Annotated in this window: 2 protein-coding genes; both read left to right on the forward strand. The window is 73.6% G+C overall.

Going from position 1 to position 22,078, the window contains the following annotated elements; genetic code table 11:
- Window positions 1-5 precede the first annotated feature (5 nt).
- Entirely contained in the window at window positions 6-11,849 is an 11,844-nt protein-coding gene (locus AB0C66_RS19020; RefSeq protein WP_362439411.1) for an SDR family NAD(P)-dependent oxidoreductase, read from the forward strand.
- A gap of 46 nt (window positions 11,850-11,895) precedes the next feature.
- Window positions 11,896-22,053, forward strand: coding sequence for a type I polyketide synthase (locus AB0C66_RS19025; protein ID WP_362439414.1), 10,158 nt, complete (start codon window positions 11,896-11,898; stop codon window positions 22,051-22,053).
- Window positions 22,054-22,078: the final 25 nt, after the last annotated feature.

Genomic DNA, 22,078 nt, shown 5'->3' on the forward strand with positions numbered 1-22,078 from the left:
GCACGGTGAATGACGACAAGCTCCGGGACTACCTCAAGCGGACCGCCGCCGACCTCCACCGGGTCAAACAGCGCCTGGCCGAGGCCGAGGAGAAGGACCGGGAACCCCTCGCCGTCGTCGCGATGAGCTGCCGTTACCCCGGTGGTGTCCGCACCCCCGAGGAGTTGTGGCGACTCGTGGTCTCGGGCACCGACGCCATCACCGCGTTCCCCGGCGACCGCGGCTGGGACCTGGCCGCCCTGCACGACCCCGCCGGGGAGCGTCCGGGGACCACCTACGCCGCCGAGGGCGGCTTCCTGGCCGACGCCGCCTCCTTCGACCCCGCCTTCTTCGGGATCTCCCCGCGCGAGGCGCTCGCCATGGACCCGCAGCAGCGGCTGCTGCTGGAGACCACCTGGGAGGCCCTGGAGCGGGCCGGGATCGACCCGCACACCCTGCGCGGCAGCCGCACCGGTGTGTTCGCCGGAGTGATGTACCAGGACTACGCCGTGCGGTTGGGCGAGGTGCCCGACGACATCCAGGGCTACCTCGGCAACGGCAGCTCCGACAGCGTCGCCTCCGGGCGCATCGCCTACACCTTCGGCTTCGAGGGCCCCGCGGTCTCCGTCGACACCGCCTGCTCCTCGTCGCTGGTCGCACTGCACCTGGCCTGCCAGGCGCTGCGGCAGGGCGACTGCGCCCTCGCGCTCGCGGGCGGTGCCATGGTGATGTCCACCCCGGTGCCCTTCGTCGAGATGAGCCGCCAGAACGGCCTGGCCTCCGACGGCCGTTGCAAGTCCTTCTCGGCCGGCGCCGACGGCACCGGCTGGGGTGAGGGCGTCGGCATGCTCCTGCTGGAGCGGCTGTCCGACGCCCGGCGCAACGGCCACCCGGTGCTGGCCCTCGTCCGGGGCTCCGCCGTCAACCAGGACGGCGCGAGCAGCAGGCTCACCGCCCCCCACGGCCCCTCCCAGCAGCGGGTCATCCGCCAGGCACTGGCGGGCGCCCGCCTCTCCGCCGGCGAGGTCGACGTCGTCGAGGCACACGGCACCGGCACACCGCTCGGCGATCCCATCGAGGCCCAGGCACTCCTGGCCACCTACGGCCGGGAACACTCGGCCGAGCGGCCACTTCTGCTGGGTTCGCTCAAGTCCAACATCGGCCACACCCAGGCCGCCGCCGGAGTCGGCGGTGTCATCAAGATGGTGCTGGCCATGCGGTACGGCACGGTGCCACCGACCCTGCACGCCCAGCACCCCACCCCTCAAGTCGACTGGTCCTCGGGGGCGTTACTGCTGGTCACCGAGGCCACGCCATGGCCGGAGACCGGCCGCCCCCGGCGCGCCGCCGTCTCCTCCTTCGGTGTCAGCGGCACCAACGGCCACGTCATCCTGGAACAGGCCGAACCCGTCGGCGAACCGCTCTCCGAGGCCCCGTCCGTTCGCGACCGCGGCCCGCTGCTCTGGGTGGTCTCCGGCCGGAGTGGTGACGCGCTGCGAGCCCGGGCGGCCGGGCTCCGCAGCCATCTGGAACGCCACCCGGAACTCGACCCGGTGGACATCGGCCACTCCCTCGCCACCACCCGGGCGGCACACGAGTACCGCGCCGCACTGGTCGCGGATGACCCGCACACCTTGCTCGACCAGCTGGGCGCACTGGCCGAGGGCACCGGCCAGCCGCCGCCCGGACCGGCCCGCCCCGGCGAGGCGACGGCATTCGTCTTCCCCGGCCAGGGCGGCCAGTGGGCCGGGATGGCCGGGGAACTCCTCGACAGGTCACCGGTCTTCGCCGAGCGGATGACCACGTGCGCCGAGGCGCTGGCCCCGCACACCGACTGGTCCCTGCCGGACGTCATCCGCGGTGTCCCCGGCGCCCCCGGACTCGACCGGGCCGACGTCGTCCAGCCCGCCCTGTTCGCGGTGATGGTCTCCCTCGCCGCGTTGTGGCGCTCCTACGGTGTGGAGCCGGACGCGGTGGTCGGCCACAGCCAGGGCGAGATCGCCGCCGCGTGTGTCGCCGGTGCCCTGACCCTGGACGACGCCGCGACCGTCATGGCACTCCGGGCCAAGGCACTGCGGGCCCTGGCCGGACACGGCCGGATGGCCTCGGTGGCGCTGCCCGAGGACCGGGTGCGCGAGCGGATCGCCCCCTGGGGCGGGGCGCTCGCCGTGGCCGCGGTGAACGGCCCCGCGTCCGTGACGGTCTCCGGCGACCCCACGGCGGTCGGCGAACTCCTCGCCGCTCTCGACGCGGACGGTGTCCGCACCCGCACCATCCCCGTCGACTACGCCTCGCACGGACCGCAGGTCGAGGCGATCCGTGAGGAACTGCTCACGGCCCTGGCCGACATCACACCACGGCCCGCCGAGATCCCGTTCTACTCCACCGTCACCGGAGGCCCGCTCGGCACCGCCACTCTCGACGCCGCCTACTGGTACGAGAACCTGCGCTCCACCGTGCGGTTCGAGGAGGCCACCCGGGGCCTGCTCGCCGACGGCCACCGTGTCCTGCTCGAGGTCAGCCCTCACCCGGTACTGACGGCCGCGGTCGAGGACACCATCGACGCCGTCGGCGTCGACGCGCTGGCCACCGGAACACTGCGCCGTGACGACGGCGGCCCACGGCGCTTCATGGAGTCCCTCGCGCAGGCGCACATCCGCGGAGTGGCCGTCGACTGGGACGCGGTCTTCGGCGAGCCCCGCCCCCGACGGATCGCACTGCCCACCTACCCCTTCCAGCGGCAGCGCTACTGGCTGGAGAACACCGGCGCGCCGCACGACCCGGCGTCGATCGGACTCCTGCCCTCCCACCACCCGCTGCTCGGCGCCGTCGTCACCCTCGCCGACAGCGAGGGCCTGCTCTTCACCGGACGGCTGTCCCTGAGCACCCACCCGTGGCTCGCCGACCACACCGTGCACGGCAGCGCCCTCCTGCCCGCCACCGCCTTCCTCGAACTCGCCGTGCTGGCCGCGGGCCGCACCGGATGTGCCCGCGTGGAGGATCTCACCCTCGAAACACCGCTGGTGCTCCCGCCGCTCGGTGCCGTGGCGCTGCGCCTGTCCGCCGGTCCGCCGCACGCCGACGGCACCCGCCCGCTCACCCTGCACTCCCGGCCCGACGACCCCGACGCGGACGGGGAGTGGACCCGGCACGCCACCGGTCTGCTCACCCCCGCCCCACCGGACCCGGACCCGGCCGCCGATCTGACGGCCTGGCCACCCCCCGGCGCCACCCCCGTCACCCTCGACGGCATGTACCACCGCTACGCCGACGGCGGTTTCCGCTACGGTCCGGCCTTCCAGGGGCTGAGCGCCGTCTGGCGACTCGGCGACACCCTCTACGCGGAAGCCGCCCTCCCCGCCGAACAGCGCGTGGACGCGGGCCGTTTCGCCCTCCATCCCGCACTGCTCGACGCCGCCCTGCACGCCACCGGGCTCACCGCCGAAGCCGCGGACACCGACGGCGGCCGGATGCCGTTCGCCTGGGCCGGAGCCACCGTGCACACCCCGGGAGCCACCGCCGTACGCGTCCGGCTCACCCCCACCGGACCCGACACCCTCGCCCTCGACGCCGCCGACACCACCGGCCGACCCGTCGCCTCCATCGCGTCCCTGACCCTGCGCCCGGCTCCCGCCACGGGCGCGGTCGCGCCACGCGGACACCACGACTCGCTCTTCCAGGTCGTATGGACTCCCACGGACTGCCCGCCGATCCCCGCGGACGCCGTATGGGCGGTCCTGGGCCCGCACGATGTCCCGCTCTCCACCGCCCTCACCAGCGCCGGAGCAACCGTCGGAGCGACCGCACCCCGCTACCGGGACATCAGTGCACTCGCCGCCGCACTGGACACCGGAGCACCGGTGCCCACCCTGGCCGTGCTGCCCTTCGCCCCGGACCCCGACAGTGCTCCGGACGATCCGCACCAGGCGCACACCGCCGTCCACCGGGCCCTGTGCACCCTCCAGACCTGGCTCGACGACGAACGCCTCGCCAACATCGGGCTCGTCCTCGCCACTCGTGGCGCGGTGGCCGCGGCCACCGGTGAGGACCCCGCCCCGGCCCTCGGCGCGGTATGGGGTCTGGTGCGCTCCGCCCAGTCCGAACACCCCGGCCGCTTCACCCTGGTGGACCTCGATCCGGACGGTACGGACACCACGGCCCTGGCCGCCGCCCTCGGCTCCGGTGAACACCAGCTCGCCGTACGCGGCGACACCGTACGCGTGCCCCGGCTCGCCAGGGTCCCGGCCACCGGACGGGCCCCCGTCGCCCTCAACCCCTCCGGCACGGTCCTCATCACCGGCGGCACCGGGCTCCTCGGCTCGTATCTCGCCCACGACCTGGTGACCCGTCACGGGGCGCGCCACCTGCTTCTGGTAAGCCGCTCCGGCCCCGCGGCGCCGGGCAGCACCGCCCTCACCGACGAGCTGACCGCGCTGGGCGCCACCGTCACGGTCGCCGCCTGTGACACCGCGGACCGCTCAGCGCTCGCCGCGCTCTTGCACGACATCCCCGCCGAGCACCCCCTGACCGCCGTGGTGCACACCGCCGGGGCCCTCGACGACGGTGTCCTCACCTCCCTGACCCCCGAACACCTCGACACCGTCCTGCGGCCCAAGGCCGACGCCGCTCTCCATCTGCACCAGCTCACCCAGGACGCGGATCTGTCGGCCTTCGTCCTCTTCTCCTCCGCGGCGGGCACCTTCGGCGGGCCCGGACAGGGCAACTACGCCGCGGCCAACGCCTTCCTCGACACCCTGGCCCAGCACCGCCACGCACGGGGCCTGCCCGCCCAGTCCCTGGCCTGGACGATGTGGGAGCAGCGCTCCACCCTGACCGGCCACCTCGACGACGCCGACGTACGCCGTCTGGCCCGCTCCGGGATGCCACCGCTGACCACCGCACAGGGCCTCGCGCTCTTCGAGGCCGCGCTGACCGTCGACGCCCCCGCACTCGTCCCGATGCGGCTCGACATCCGCGCCCTGCGCACCCGTACCGCCGACAGCCCGGTACCGCCGCTGCTCAGGGGACTGGTTCCGGCTCCCCGGCGGCAGACCACCGAGGTCGTGTCCGCGCCGGCCGGGCAACCGCCGCTGGCCGAGCGACTCGCCGGCCTGACCGAGGCCGAACGGCTGCGCACCCTGGTACGTCTGGTCTGCGGTCAGGTGGCCGGTGTCCTCGGCCATGGCCCCGATGACACGGTCGAACCCCACCGGGCCTTCCGCGACCTCGGCTTCGACTCACTGGCCTCCGTCGAACTGCGCAACCGGCTCACCGGCGCCACCGGGCTGCGCCTTCCCGCCACCCTCGTCTTCGACCACCCCTCGCCCGAAGCCCTCGCCTCCCATTTGCGCGACCGGCTCACCACCGTGGGAGCCGCGGCCGCCACCACACCGCGCGCACCCGCACCCGTCGACACCGCGGAGCCCATCGCCATCGTGGCCATGGGCTGCCGTTTCCCCGGCGGGGTACGCGCCCCCGAGGACCTGTGGCGGCTGCTGGCCTCCGGTACCGACGCCATCGGTGCCTTCCCGACCGACCGCGGCTGGGATCTCGACGCCTTCAGCGCCCTCGACCCCACCCGTGCCGCCAACTCACCCGTCCAGGTGGGCGGATTCCTCTCCGGCGCCGGAGACTTCGACCCCGACTTCTTCGGCATCTCGCCGCGCGAGGCCATCGCGATGGACCCACAGCAGCGACTGCTGCTGGAAATCACCTGGGAGACCCTCGAACGCGCCGGAATCGACCCGGCGTCACTTCGGGGCACCGCCGCCGGGGTGTTCATCGGCCTCATGCAGCAGGACTACGCCGTCCGGCTGCTGCCGCACATCCCCGACGATGTCGAAGGGTTCCTGGGCACCGGCAATTCCGGCAGTGTCGTCTCCGGCCGTATCGCCTACACCTTCGGCTTCGAGGGACCCGCCCTCACCATCGACACCGCCTGCTCCTCCTCCCTGGTGGCCCTGCACACCGCGGTGCAGTCACTGCGCCGGGGCGAATGCGCACTCGCCCTCGCGGGCGGTGTCACCGTCATGTCGAGCCCGGAACTCTTCGTCGAGTTCGGCCGCCAGGGCGGGCTGGCCGCCGACGGCCGCTGCAAGTCCTTCGCCGCCGCCGCGGACGGCACCGGGTTCGGTGAGGGAGCCGGTGTCCTGCTGCTGGAGCGGCTGTCCGACGCGCGCCGTCAGGGGCATCCGGTGCTGGCGGTGGTGCGGGGCAGCGCGGTCAACCAGGACGGTGCGAGCAACGGTCTCACCGCGCCCAACGGGCCTTCGCAAGAGCGGGTCATCCGGGCCGCCCTGACCGACGCCGGATTGGCGGCGCGGGATGTGGACGCGGTGGAGGCGCATGGCACGGGTACCACGCTGGGCGATCCCATCGAGGCGCAGGCGCTGCTGGCCACCTACGGTCAGCGGCGTGCGGAGGACCGGCCGCTGTGGCTGGGTTCGCTGAAGTCCAACATCGGTCACACCTCCGCCGCGGCCGGTGTCGGCGGGGTCATGAAGATGGTCCTGGCCATGCGCCACGGTGTGCTGCCGCGGACGCTCCATGTCGACCGTCCCACGCCCGAGGTGGACTGGTCAGCGGGGCACGTCCGGCTGCTGGCCGAAGCGCGACCGTGGGAGGCGTCCGCGGGCCCGCGCCGGGCCGGTGTGTCGTCCTTCGGTGTCAGCGGCACCAACGCCCACGTGATCCTGGAGCAGCCGGTCGCGCCACCGGCCATGGCGCGCCCGGCCGGTGACGACCGTACCCCTGTTCCGTGGCCGATGTCCGCGAGGACCCCCGAGGCGCTGCGCGTCCAGGCCACCCGGCTGCTCGCCCTGCGCGCGGAGGACATCCGCACCGATGACATCGGTCTGTCCCTCGCCACCACCCGGTCCCGGCTGGATCACCGTGCCGTGGTGGTCGGGGACCGCGAGGGGGTGTTCGGCGGTGTGGCGGCGCTGAGCGGCGGTATGCCGTCGCCCGTGGTGGTGAGCGGCAGTGGTGTGGTGTCCGGCGGAACGGTGTTCGTCTTCCCGGGCCAGGGCTCGCAGTGGGCCGGAATGGCGGCTGAGCTGCTGGATCAGTCGCCGGTGTTCGCGGCGCGGATGGCGGAGTGCGAGGCGGCGCTGGCGCCCTATGTGGAGTGGTCGTGGGACGAGGTGATGCGCTCGGGGCCGGGGCTTGACCGGGTGGATGTGGTGCAGCCGGTGCTGTTCGCGGTGATGGTGTCGTTGGCGGCGGTGTGGCGTTCGTTCGGTGTGGTGGCGGACGCGGTGGTGGGGCATTCGCAGGGGGAGATCGCGGCGGCCGTGGTGGCCGGTGGCCTGACCTTGGATGACGGGGCACGGGTGGTCGCTTTGCGCAGTCGCGCACTGGGCGAACTGACCGGACACGGCGGCATGGTGTCGCTGGCGTGCTCGGCCACCACCGCCGATGAGTACGTCGAACGGTGGGGTGGCCGGTTGTCGGTCGCGGCCGTCAACGGACCCTTCTCGGTGGTGGTGTCGGGCGAGGGCGAGGCGCTGGAGGAACTGCTGCGGTTCTGCGAGGAGAAGGACGTACGCAGCCGCAGGATCCAGGTGGATTACGCCTCGCACTGTGCTCAGGTGGAGCGGATCGAGGAGGAGCTGCGGTCCGCTCTGGGCGGGATCTCGCCCAGGAGTGGTGAGGTTCCGCTGTTCTCGACGGTGACGGGTGGCTGGCTGGACACCTCGTTGATGGATGGCGGCTATTGGTACACCAACCTTCGCGACATGGTGGGTTTCGAGTCCGCTGTGCGGTTGCTGGTGGGGGAGGGGTTCGGTGCGTTCATCGAGGTGAGTCCACATCCGGTGCTGACCGCCGCCGTTGAGGAGACGGTGGAGGCGGCGGGTGCGGAAGCGGTCGTCACCGGCACCTTGCGCCGTGGTGAGGGCGGTTCGCAGCGCATGCTCCTGTCGGCCGGTGAGGCGTATGTCCGTGGTGTGGCGGTGGATTGGGCGCCCGCGTTCGAGGGGACCGGTGCCACCCGCGTCGACCTCCCCACCTACCCCTTCCAGGAGCGGCGCCTGTGGCTGGACGTTCCGACAACGAGCTGGGACGTCGCTTCCGCCGGACTCGCCACCACCGGACATCCGCTGCTGGGCGCGGCCGTGGAGATCGCCGACACCGGCGAGATCCTCATCAGCGGCAGGCTCTCCCTGCGTACACACCCCTGGCTCGCCGAACACACCGTCCAGTCGGCCACTCTGCTGCCCGGCACCGCGTTCCTGGAGCTGGCGCTGCGCGCCGCCGCCGAGGCCGACTGTGCGACGGTCGGCGAACTCACCCTGGCGGCACCCCTCGTGCTGCCCGCCGAAGGTGCCGTACGCGTACAGGTCCGCCTCGCCGCGGCCGACGACAACGGCAGCCGGGCGCTGAGCCTCTACTCCCGCCCCGAGCGGGACGACGCCGCCGGAGGCACCGGACACCTCTGGACCCGCCACGCCACCGGCACCGCCGTGCCCACCGCCCGGCAACCCGGTCCGGCCCTCATCACCTGGCCGCCCGCCGGTGCCCAACCGGTCGACACCGATGACCTCTACGGGCGTTTCGCCGCCGCCGGATACAGCTACGGACCCACCTTCCAGGGGATCCGCGACGTCTGGCGCGCGGACGGCGACGTCCTCGCCGACCTCGTCCTCGACGAGGGGCAGCACGCCGACGTCGCCGGGTACCTCGTCCACCCCGCACTCCTGGACGCCGCCTTGCAGACCGCCGCGCTCCTGCCCGATCGGGACGGCACCGCAAGGCTGCCGTTCAGCTGGACCGATGTCACCGTCCACGCCACCGGGGCCACCGCCGTACGGGCACGGCTCACCGCCGACGGACCCGACGCCATCGCGCTCACCGTCTACGACCTCGCGGGCCAGGAGGTGCTGTCGGCCGGTTCGCTCGTGCTGAGGCCCGTCACGGCGGATCTGCCGCGGCCGGTCGGCTCCGGACGCGACGGGCTGCACCGGCTGGAGTGGACGCCCGCGCCGGTCACCACGCCCACCGCCACACGCTGGGGTCGGCTGGGCGACAGTCTGCGGGACGCCCTGCCCGAGGCGGTTTCCCGGCCCGAGCTCGGTGCCCTGCGCGCGGAGTCCGGACCGGAGGTGCCCGCACTGGTCGTCGTGGACTGCCCGCGCCCGGAAAGGGACCCGCACACCGACCCCGAAGAGACCGCCGCCGCGCTGCTCGCCACCACCACCGGATGTCTGACCCTCGTACGGGAGTGGCTGGACGACGAACGGTGCGCCGGATCCACCCTCGTCCTCGTCACCCGGGGCGCCCTGCATACCGGCCCCGGCGACACCATGCCCCACGACGTCACCCAGTCCGGCGCGTGGGGACTGCTGAGGACCGCGCGGACCGAGCACCCGGGGCGCTTCGCGGTGGTGGACCTCGACGACCGGCCCGGCTCACCGGCCGCCCTGGTCTCCGCGCTGCCCGCGCTGCTGGCGGCGGGGGAGGACCAAGTGGCCGTACGCGATGGTGAGGTGCTGCTGCCCCGGCTCGCCGACACGCCGCACCGCGACTGCCTGACGCCGCCGGAGGACACCGCCGCGTGGCGGATCGGCCCGGGCGCGGCGGGCACCGAAGGCGGGCTGGTGGCCGCCCCCGCCCCCGACACCCTGGCACCGCTGGGTGCGGGTGAGGTACGTGTCGCCGTACGCGCCGCCGGTCTGAACTTCCATGACGTGGTGGTCTCCCTCGGCCTCGATCCCGATCAGCCGGTGCTCGGAAGTGAAGGGGCCGGTACCGTCCTCGAAATCGGCCCCGGAGTGGCCGATCTGGTCCCCGGGGACCGGGTGATGGGCGTGTTCGGCGGGGCGTTCGGCCCGACCGCCGTATGCGATCGGCGCACCCTCGCCCCGATCCCGGCCGGATGGACCTTCGCGCAGGCGGCGTCGGTCCCGATCGCGTTCCTCACCGCCTGGTACGGGCTGTTCGACCTCGGCGGACTGCGCGCCGGCCAGTCCGTGCTGGTGCACGCGGCCACCGGCGGGGTCGGCATGGCCGCCGTACAGCTCGCCCGGCACGCCGGGGCCGAGGTGTACGGCACGGCGAGCCCGGCCAAGTGGGACGTACTCCGTGGCTGTGGCCTCGACGACGCGCATATCGCCTCCACCCGTACGACCGAGTTCGCCACGGCCTTCCTGGACACCACGGGCGGCAAAGGCGTCGATGTGGTACTCGACTGTCTGGCCCGGGAGTTCGTGGACGCCTCCCTGAGTCTGCTGCCGCGCGGTGGCCGGTTCGTGGAGATGGGCAAGACCGATGTCCGGGACCCCGAGGAGGTCGAGCGCGCCCACCCCGGTGTCCATTACCGGGCGTTCGACCTGATGGAAGCCGGGCCGAAGCGGATCGGCGCCATGCTCACCGAGATCCTGGCCCTGTTCGAGCGGGGTGTGCTCACCCTGGCGCCGGTCACCTGCTGGGACGTCCGGCAGGCGCCCCAGGCGTTCCGCCACCTCCGCCGGGCCAGCCACATCGGCAAGAACGTCCTGACGCTCCCCGCACCCCTCGACCCCGACGGCACCGTGCTGATCACCGGCGGAACGGGCACCCTCGGTGCCCTCGTCGCCCGCCACCTCGCCACCGCACACGGCGTACGCCGGCTGCTGCTGGCCGGACGCCGGGGCCCGGACACCCCCGGCGCCGCTGACCTGGTCCGCGACCTCGCCGCGGCCGGGGCTCGGGCGACCGTGGTGGCCTGCGATCTGGCCGACCCGGCCGCGGCGGCCGATCTGCTGGCCCGGGTGGACCGGGAGCACCCCCTCACCGCCGTGGTGCACACCGCGGGCGTACTCGACGACGGTGTCCTCTCCTCGCTGACCCCAGAACACATCGCCACCACTCTGCGCCCCAAGGCGGACGCCGCGTTCACCCTGCACGAGCTGACGCGCGGCAGCGACCTGGCGGCGTTCGTGCTCTTCTCCTCCGGCGCCGCCCTGCTCGGGGCGCCCGGGCAGGGCAACTACGCCGCCGCCAACGCCACCCTCGACGCCCTGGCCGCACAACGCCGTGCGGAGGGGCTGCCCGCCGTGTCCATCGGCTGGGGCATGTGGGAGGAGCGCAGCACGCTGACCGCACACCTCACCGAGGCGGATCTGCGAGCGATGGCGAGCCGTGGCATCGGCGCCCTGCCCACCGGATCGGCACTCACCCTCTTCGACGCCGCGCTGCGCGCCGAAACCCCGTATGTACTGGCCGCCGCCGTGGACCCGGGGGCGCTCACCGCCGTCGCGTCGGCGGGGGAGGAGCTGCCCGCGATGCTGCGTGGCCTGACCCGTCCCGTACGGCGCGCCGCCGCCACCACCGTTCCCACGGCACCCTCACCCTCGCTCTCCGGCAGGCTGGCGGGACTGCCTCCCCACGAGGTCCACCGCGTCCTGCTGGACCTGGTGCGCGGCAACGCCGCCGCCGTCCTCGGCCACACCTCCACGGATCTGATCGGAGCCACCCGCCCGTTCAAGGAGCTGGGCTTCGACTCCCTCACCGGGGTCGAACTGCGCAACCGGCTGGCGGCCATGACCGGTGAACGTCTGCCCGCGGCACTCGTCTTCGACCATCCCACCCCCGAGGCGCTGGCCGGGTATCTCGCGACCCGGGTGTCCGCCGGGCAGGCGGAGACGGCGCCGCTCGCGTTCGCGGAACTGGACCGCCTCGACACGCTCGTCACCGAGGTGTCCCGCGCGGATCACACCGGTGCGCCACTGCGTGCGGAGCTCGCCCGGCGGCTGCGTGGCGCGCTGACCCGGCTGGAGTCCGCCGAGGATCCCACCACCACGCCGGACGGCCCCGACAGCGATGACGCCATCGCGTCCGCCACCAATGAAGAGATCTTCGACCTGATCGACAAGGAGCTGGGCATCTCGTGAGCCATCCGCAGACCGAGCCGGCCCGACGGACCGCCGGAGGTGCCCGGTGAGCGAGCAGAAACTGCGCGACTACCTCAACCGCGTCACCATCGACCTGCGGGACACCCGCCGACGGCTGCGTCAGGCCGAGGCGCGCGGCCATGAGCCCATCGCCGTGGTCTCGATGAGCTGCCGCTTCCCCGGCGGTGTGCGCAACCCCGAAGAGCTCTGGGAGCTGCTGGTGGCGGGCCGTGACACCGTCACCGGGATCCCCGGGGACCGCGGCTGGGACACCGAGCGGCTGACCGCGGGCGGGGTGCCGTGCCAAGGCGCGTTCATCGACGGCGCCGCCGACTTCGACGCCGGGTTCTTCGCCGTCTCCCCGCACGAGGCCGTCGCCATGGACCCCCAACAGCGATTACTGCTCCAGACCGTGTGGGAGGCTGTCGAGCGCGCGGGCATCGACCCCGCCTCGCTGCGCGCCACCCGCACCGGTGTGTTCGCCGCGGCCATCGACCAGGGCTACGCGCAACTCGGCGCGGACGCCCCGAAAACGGTCCAGGGCTTCCTGATGACCGGCAACTCCATGAGCGTCACCTCCGGCCGGGTGGCGTACGCACTCGGGCTCGAGGGCCCGGCGGTCACCGTCGACACCGCCTGCTCGGCCTCGCTCGTCGCCGTCCACCAAGCGGCGCGGTCACTGCGCGACGAGGAGTGCACCCTCGCGCTGGCCGCGGGAGTCACCGTGATGTCCCGGCCCTCCGTCTTCACCGAGTTCAGCCGCCAGGGCGCCATGTCCGCCGACGGCCGCTGCAAACCGTTCTCCGCCACCGCCGACGGCACCGGCTGGGGCGAGGGCGTCGGTGTACTGCTCCTTGAGCGTCTGAGCGACGCCCGTGCGAATGGCCATCCGGTCCTCGCCGTGCTGCGCGGCTCGGCGGTCAACCAGGACGGTGCCAGCAACGGTCTGACCGCCCCCAACGGACCCTCCCAGCAACGGGTCATCCAGGCGTCGCTGGCCGACGCGGGGCTGACCCCCGCCGATGTGGATGCCGTGGAGGCCCATGGCACAGGCACCACGCTCGGCGACCCCATCGAGGCCGACGCGCTGATCGCCACCTATGGCCAGGGCCGTCCCGCCGGACGGCCGCTGTGGCTCGGCTCCCTGAAGTCCAACATCGGCCACACCCAGGCCGCCGCCGGAGTCGCCGGCGTCATCAAGACGGTGCTCGCGCTGCGCCACGGACTGCTGCCGAGGAGCCTGCACATCACCGGGCCGACACCGCATGTGGACTGGTCGGCGGGCTCGGTCGCGCTGTTGACCGAGGCCATGCCATGGCCGGAGAACCATCGGCCGCGCCGCGCGGGCGTCTCCTCGTTCGGCATGAGCGGCACCAATGCCCACCTCATCCTCGAACAGGCCCCCGAGCAGCACTTTCCCGACCCTCAGGCCCCCGATGCCCAGGCCCCAGCCCCAACGGCGTCCGAGGCGGTCCCGGCCGTCGTGCCATGCCTCCTCAGCGGGCGCACCGCCACCGCTCTGCGCGACCAGGCCGTACGGCTCAGGGCCCGGCTGTCCGACACCGACGAGCCCCGCCCGGTGGACATCGGGTTCTCCCTCGCCACCACCCGCACGGCCTTCGAACACCGCGCCGTCGTCCTGGCCGCCGACCGCGCCGAACTCCTCGACGGTGTGTCCGCGCTGACCCGCGATGACGCCGCGTCCGTCGTCACCGGCCACATCGAGCGGGCACCCACGGGCCGGATCGCCTGGGTGTTCCCCGGACAGGGCGCGCAGTGGCTCGGGATGGGCCGTGAACTCCTCAACAGCTCAGCGGAGTTCGCGGCATCCGTCGGCGCGTGCGAGAAGACGCTGTCCGGTCTGGTGGACTGGTCGCTGCGCGACGTGCTGCGCGGAGCGCCCGGCGCCGCCTCGCTCGACCGGGTCGATGTGGTCCAGCCCGCGCTGTTCGCCATGATGGTGTCGCTGGCCGCGCTGTGGCGGTCCTGGGGCGTCGAACCCGACGCCGTCGTCGGCCACAGCCAGGGCGAGATCGCGGCCGCGGTCGTGGCGGGCGCGCTGTCCCTGGAGGACGGCGCGCGGGTCGTCGCCCTGCGCAGCCGTGCGGTCGCCACCCTCTCCGGTGACGGCGGTATGGTCTCGCTCGCCCTGCCCCTCGCCCGGGCCCGGGAGGAGATCGCCCCCTGGGCGGACCGTCTGTCGATCGCCGCGGTCAACGGCCCCGCCGCCGTTGTGGTCTCCGGCGACCGAAAGGCGCTGGACGCACTCGTCGCCGTCTGCGCCACCCGCGAGGTACGCACCCGCACTCTCCCCGTCGACTACGCCTCCCACTCGGCACATGTCGAAGGTGTCCGGGACGGCCTGCTCACCGCGCTGGACGGCGTCGCCGCCACCACCGCCCGCGTACCGCTGTACTCCACGGTCACCGGCGAGCGGCTGGACACCGCCACCATGGACGCCGCCTACTGGTACCGGAACCTGCGTGAGACCGTCCGCTTCGACACCGCCGTCCGCTCCCTGGTCCAACACGGCCACCGGGTGTTCCTTGAGGTGTCACCCCACCCCGTGCTGACCGTGCCGGTCCAGGACATCGCCGAGGACACCGGCGCCGCCGACACCCTTGTCACCGGCACCCTCCGCCGGGACGAGGGCGGTCCCCGCCGCGCGCTGACCTCCGCCGCCGAACTGTGGGTCCACGGCACACCGGTGGACTGGCGCATGGTCTACGAGGGCTCCGGGGCCCGCCGGATCGACCTGCCCACCTACCCGTTCCAGCAGCGCCGCCACTGGCTGGAGCCCGTGGCTCCGCAGACGCCGCCGGCCGATGGCGACGCCCCCTTCTGGGACCTCGTGGAACGGGGCGATGTGACCGAGGCCGCCGCCGCGCTGGCCGTCGACGCCGACGCCCTCGGCCAGGTGCTCCCGGCCCTCAGCGGCTGGCGCCGCCGTCGGCACACGGCCGCCGTCGCCGACTCGTGGCGCTACCGCGTCCACTGGCAACCGGTGCCCGACCCACCCGCCACCGCCCTCACCGGCCGCTGGCTCGTCCTCGCGCCGCCCGGACACACCACCGACGCCACCGTGCTCGACGCCGTCCGCGCGCTCACCGACCACGGCGCCACCGTCGTCACCGCCGAGCCCCGCGCCACCGCCGACCGGACCTCACTCGCCGCCACGGTGGACACCGCGTCGGACGGGCAGCCCCTCACCGGTGTCCTCTCGCTGCTCGCCCTCGACCAGCGGCCCCACCCCGGCCATCCGGCGCTGCCCACCGGCGCCGCCCTCACCCTCGCCCTCATCCAGGCGCTGGGCGACGTCGGTGTCACCGCGCCTCTGTGGTGCGCCACCAGCGGCGCCATCTCGACCGGTCCGGCCGAGCCGCTCACCGCGCCCCAGCAGGCACTGGTGTGGGGCACCGGCATGGTCGCCGCCCTTGAACACCCCCGCCGCTGGGGCGGGTTGGTCGACCTTCCGCCACGGCTCGACGCCCGGACCCGAGAGCGGCTGTGTGCCGCGCTGGGCGGCATCGGCACCGGAACAGGAGCCGGGGCCGAGGACCAGGTGGCGGTGCGTCCCTCCGGCCTGTTCGCCCGCCGCCTCGTCCGGGCACCCCGCCGTGGCACCGCAGGCCCCGGACCTGGCTGGCGGCCACGTGGCACGGTCCTGCTGACCGGGGGCACCGGAGCCCTCGGCCCCCATCTGGCCCGCTGGCTGGCCCGAGGCGGTGCCGACCACCTCGTACTGCCCGGACGGCGCGGTGCTGACGTGCCTTGGACCACGGAGCTGGCGGCCGAACTCGCCCGCCACGGCACCCGTCTCACCCTGCCCGTATGCGATCTGTCCGACCGTGCCCGGACCGAAGCGCTGCTGGCCGGACTCGAGGCACAGGGCACCCCCGTCACCGCCGTGGTGCACGCCGCCGCGTACATCGCCCTCGCCCCGCTGGACGCCATGCCCCTCGATGCGTTCGAGCACGTCGTCGCCGCCAAGGCCGCGGGGGCCGGACACCTCGACGCCCTGCTCGACCGGGAACTCGACGCCTTCGTCCTGTTCTCCTCCATCGCGGGAGTGTGGGGGAGCGGCGACCACGGCGCGTACGCCGCCGCCAACGCCTATCTGGACGCGCTGGCCCAGCACCGCCGTGCGCGCGGACTGACCGCCACCACCATCGACTGGGGTATCTGGGAGGCCGGAAGCCCCACAACCCCGGCGGCCGACGGGCCCGGAGCCGACCTCTTCAACCTCGAAGAACACGGGCTGCCACGGATCGACCCCGACACCGCCACCGAGGCCCTGCAACAGATCCTCGACGACAACGAAACCCTCGTCACCGTCGCCGACGTCGACTGGCCGCGCTTCACCGAGGTGTTCACCTCCAGCCGCCCCAGCCCCCTGCTGAACGGTGTGCCCGAAGCCCGGCGGGCACTCATGGCGCCGGACACCGCGTCCCCGGCACCGGCCGCGTCGGAACTGCGCCAGCGGCTGACCCCGCTCAGTGCCGCCGAGCGCTCCCGGCTGCTGCTCGACCTGGTCCGTACCCAGGCGGCCGCCGTGCTCGGCCATGACTCCGCCGACACCGTCCCACCCGGAAAGACCTTCCAGGACCTGGGGTTCGCCTCGCTCACCGCCGTCGAGCTGCGCAACCGGCTCAACACCGCCAGCGGACTGCGGCTGCCGTCGACCGTCGTCTTCGACCACCCCTCGGCCACCGCGCTCGCCGCCCACCTGGGGGAGTGTCTGCTCGGCACGGATGCCATCGGGGGCGAGCATGGCCGACGGACAGCGGTGGGCCACGAGGCCACCGCCACCACCGCCCCCAGCAGTGACGATCCGATCGCCGTGGTCGCCATGGGCTGTCGGCTCCCCGGCGGCGTCAGCACCCCCGACGACCTCTGGCAGTTGCTGACCGACCGCCGCGACGCCGTCTCCGCCTTCCCCACGAACCGTGGCTGGGACCTCGACGCGCTCTATGACCCCGACCCCGACCGGCCGGGGACCGTCATCACCCGGCACGGCGGCTTCCTGCATGACGCCGCCGACTTCGACGCGGACTTCTTCGGCATCTCGCCCCGCGAGGCCCGTGCCATGGACCCCCAGCAGCGTCTGCTGCTGGAGACCTCCTGGGAAGCGCTCGAACGCGCCGGGCTGGACCCCGTGGCCCTGCGCGGCAGCCGCACCGGTGTCTTCACCGGCGTCAACTACGGCGACTACGCCACCGCCGTCGCCCGCTCCGCGGAAGCCGAGGGACATCTGCTCACCGGCAGCGCGCCCAGCGTCGTCTCCGGCCGGGTGGCGTACACCCTCGGCCTGGAGGGCCCGGCCATCACGGTGGACACCGCCTGCTCCTCCTCCCTGGTCGCCCTGCATCTGGCGGCCCGCGCGCTGCGCGCCGGGGACTGCGCCCTCGCTCTGGTCGGCGGTGTCACGGTGATGTCCACCCCCGGCGCCCTGGTCAGTTTCTCCCGACAGCGTGGACTGGCCCCCGACGGCCGGTGCAAGGCGTTCGCCGACGCCGCCGACGGCATGGGGATGAGCGAGGGCGCGGGCGTACTGCTGGTCGAACGGCTCGCGGACGCGCACCGCAACGGACACCCGGTCCTCGCCGTACTGCGCGGCTCCGCCGTCAACCAGGACGGCGCCAGCAACGGCCTCTCCGCCCCCAACGGGCCGAGCCAGCAGAGGGTGATCCGTGCCGCCCTCGCGGACGCGGGGCTCGCCACGGTGGACATCGACGTCGTCGAGGCCCACGGCACCGGCACCACCCTCGGCGATCCCATCGAGGCCCAGGCCCTCCTGGCCACCTACGGACGGAACCGGCCGGACGACCGGCCCGTGCTGGTCGGTTCGCTGAAGTCCAACATCGGCCATACCCAGGCCCTTTCGGGACTTGCCGGGGTGATGAAAACCGTGCTGGCCCTGAGCCGTGCCACCGTTCCCGCCACCCTCCATGTCGATCGGCCGACCACCCATGTCGACTGGGCGCCGGGCGGTATGGCCCTGGCCACCGACACCACACCCTGGCCGGAAGGGGACCAGCCGCGCCGCGCGGCCGTGTCCTCGTTCGGGCTGAGCGGCACCAACGCCCACGTCATCCTGGAACAGGCTCCGGAGCCACCCATGGACCAGGTTCCGCAGGAGCCGCCCGCGACGATCGAAGACCCTCCCGGTGCCCGTCCCGTGCTGCCCTGGATGCTCTCGGCCCGGTCCGCCGAAGCACTGCGCGCCCAGGCCGGGCGCCTGCACGAACACCTCATCCGCACCGAGGCGTTCGCGGTGGCCGATCTGAGCCTGTCGCTCGCGGCCCGCACCGCACATGACCACCGCGCCGTCCTCGTCGGCGACCGGGACCGGCTGCTGTCCGCCCTCGCGGAGATGGCCGCCGGAGCCCTTCCCCCGGTGAGCGGCATCGCACGCACCGGTGGACCCATCGCCTGGGTGTTCCCCGGGCAGGGCGCGCAATGGGCCGGAATGGCACGGGACCTGCTCGCCGAATCCCCTGCCTTCGCCGACCGCATGCGCGACTGCGCGGCCGCCCTCGCCCCGCATGTGGAGTGGTCGCTGCTGGACGTCGTGTGCTCCGGCACCGGACTCAACCGTGTGGATGTGGTGCAACCCGTCCTGTTCGCCGTGATGGTGTCCCTCGCCGCGCAGTGGCGCGCGTACGGGCTTGCGCCGGACGCCGTCGTCGGCCACAGCCAGGGCGAGATCGCGGCCGCGGTGGTGGCCGGAGCGCTGTCCCTGGCGGACGGTGCGAAGGTCGTGGCCCTGCGCAGCCGCGCCATCGCCTCCCTGGAGGGCGGCGGCGGAATGGCGTCACTCGCGCTGTCCCAGACGGACACCCGGCGCCGTATCTCCGCATGGGGCGACCGTCTCGCGGTGGCCGCCGTCAACGGCCCGGCCTCGGTCGTGGTCTCCGGCGACACCGGCGCACTGGAAGAACTGCTCATCCGGTGTGAGAAGGACGGGGTCCGCGCCCGCCGGATCGATGTGGACTACGCCTCCCACTGCGCGCATATGGAAGCCCTCGACACCATGCTCGTGGCCGCGCTGAACGGTATCGAGCCCAGGACCGGCGACGTCCCGTTGTACTCCACCGTGACCGGCGCCCGGCTGGACACCTCCGCCATGGATGCCCGCTACTGGTACCGCAATCTGCGCGGAGCGGTGGGCTTCGCCACCGCGATCCAGGCCCTGGCCGACGCCGGATTCCACACCTTCGTCGAGATCAGTCCGCACCCCGTGCTGACCACGGCTGTCCAGGAGACCCTGGAGGCGGCGGACACCGACGCGGTCGTCCTGGAAACCCTCCGCCGTGACGAGGGCGGCATGGAGCGCATGCTGACCGCTCTGGGCACGGCATGGGCGCACGGACTGCCCGTGGACTGGTCGCCGCTGTTCACCCGGTACGCGGCCACACGTGTGGACCTGCCGACATACGCCTTCCAGCACCGGTCGTACTGGGCCCTGCCGGACCCGGCGGCAGCGGGCGCCGATGTCACGGCCGCCGGTCTCGGCGCCCTCGGCCACCCCCTCCTGGGCGCGGCCACCGAGCTCGCGGGCAGCGGTGAACTGCTGCTCAGCGGCCGGATCTCAGCGCATTCCCACCCCTGGACCGCCGACCACGCCGTGGCGGACACCGTTCTGCTCCCCGGGGCCGCATACGTGGAACTCGCGATGCGCGCCGGTGACCAGGCAGGCTGCCCCGTCCTGGAGGAACTGACCCTCCAGGCGCCCCTGGTGCTGCCCCCGGCGGGCGGAGTGGCGCTCCAACTGCGCGTCGGTACCCCGGACGACACCGGCCGCAGGACACTGGATGTCTTCTCCCGTCCGGAGGACACACCCGACGCTCCCTGGACCCTCCATGCGACCGGCGCCCTCGCCGAGGGCCCGGCGGACCAGCCCCCCGAGCCCCTGACCGCCTGGCCACCGGCCGGAGCCGAACCGGTCGATGTCGAGGACCTTTACGAGCGGTTCGCCGCGTCCGGCTACGGCTACGGTCCGGCCTTCCGCGGACTGCGTGCCGCATGGCGCCGTGGCGGCGAACTCTTCACCGACGTACGGCTCGACCCGGAACAGCAGCCGCACGCCGCCGCCTTCGGTATCCACCCCGCGCTGCTGGACGCGGCACTCCAGGGGCTGTGGCTCGGGGCGCCGGACGGCAGGGACGGCCCGGACTTCGAACCGGGCACCGCCCGCCTGCCGTTCGCGTGGACCGGTGTGACCCTGCACGCCTCCGGCGCCACCGATCTGCGGGTCCGCCTGGTGTACGACCGCGAGGGGCAGGTGTCGCTCCGTGCGACCGACCCCACCGGCCGACCCGTCGTCACCATCGGCGGACTGACCGTCCGGCCGGTCGACACCGCGACCCTGCGCACCCCCACGACCCCGGCACACGACTCCCTGTTCCGCGTCGAGTGGACCGCCGTGCCCGTGGCCGCCACGGACCGCGAGGACACTTCCCGTTGGGCCGCGCTGGCGCCCACGGGATATCTCCCCGACAGCCATCCCGACCTCGCCGGACTCATCGCCGCCATCCAGCGCGGTGGCCCCGTGCCCGATGTGGTCCTGGTGCCGTGTGTCCCCGACGGGGACGACGCCGAGACCGTCCGGTCCACCGTCCACACGACCAGTGAACTCCTCCAGGGCTGGCTGGCCGACGACCGGCTCACCGACACCCGCCTGGTGTTCATCACCCACGGCGCCGTACGCGCCACCCCGGACGAGCACATCACCGCTCCCGCCGCCTCCGCGGCCCGCGGACTGGTGCGCTCGGCCCAGTCCGAACACCCCGACCGGTTCGTCCTGGCCGACACGGACGACCGCGGGGCCCTGCTCGCCCTGCTGCCGGGCGCCCTCGACCTCGGGGAGCCCCAACTCGCCGTCAGGGCAGGCAGGGTGCTCACCGCCCGTCTGGCCCGTGTTGCGGCGCCGGAGGACGAGCGGCCTCATCCGTTCGACCCCGAGGGCACCGTACTCATCACCGGCGCCACCGGGACCCTCGGCGGCCTCGTGGCCCGCCATCTCGCGGCCCGGCACGGTGTCCGCCATCTGCTCCTGGTGGGCAGGCGCGGTGCCGAGGCACCCGGGGCCGCGGCCCTCCTCGCCGACCTGGAAACCCACGGCGCCCAGGCCCGATTCGTCGCCTGCGACGTCGCCGACCGGGCCGCCGTCATGGCACTGATGGCGGCCGTGCCCGAGCCACACCCCCTGACCGCCGTCGTCCACGCCGCCGGTGTCCTCGACGACGGTCTGGTCACCTCGCTCACCCCCGAGCGGATCGATCGCGTCCTGCGCCCCAAGGTCGACGCGGCGCTGCATCTGCACGAGGCCACCCGCGACCACCCGCTGTCCGCCTTCGTCCTCTTCTCGTCCGCGTCGGGCGTCATCGGCAACCCGGGCCAGGGCAACTACGCGGCGGCCAACGCCTTCCTGGACGCCCTCGCCCAACACCGCCACTCCCTGGGCCTGCCCGCCCAGTCACTGGCCTGGGGCCTGTGGGAACGCCGTGGTGAGATGACCGGCACACTCGGCGCCACCGGTCTGCGGCGGATGACACACGGCGGGGTGGCCGCGCTCAGCGACGACCAGGGCCTCGCGCTCCTCGACGCCGCCCTGCGGCTCGACGAACCGCTCCTGGTCCCCGTACGCATCGACGCCGCCCGGCTGCGGGCCGCGACACCGGCCACCCCCGTACCGCCCCTGCTGCGCGGACTCGTCCCGGCCCGCCACCGGCCGACCGCCTCCGGCGGTGGCGCGGTGGACACCGCGTCGCTGCGCGCCCGGCTGGCGGCGCTGTCCACCGAAGAACGCCTCGAGCACACCGTGGAGTTGGTGCGGACGCACGTGGCCGAAGTCCTGGGTCATGGCGGCACCGAGGCGATCGACCCGGACCGGGCGTTCAAGGACCTCGGGTTCGACTCACTGACCGCCGTCGACCTGCGCAACCGGCTGAAGGCCACCACCGGTCTGCGCCTGCCCGCCACCCTCGTCTTCGACCATCCCACACCGGCCGCCGTCGCGGAGCAGCTCGTCGAACGGCTCGTGCCCGCGGCTCCTCCCACACCACCGGTCGGCCAGGACGACGGCCGTGACCTTCGGCGACGGCTGGCCCCCGCAGGCGACAGCGACGACCCGGGCGCCATCCGGGCCCTGGACGTGGACGGACTGGTCCGGCTGGCGCTGGGCGGTGGCGAGCGTGGCTGAACCGGTGGGAAACGAAAGGACGAAC

The sequence above is a fragment of the Streptomyces sp. NPDC048636 genome (assembly GCF_040650655.1).
Lineage (GTDB): Bacteria > Actinomycetota > Actinomycetes > Streptomycetales > Streptomycetaceae > Streptomyces.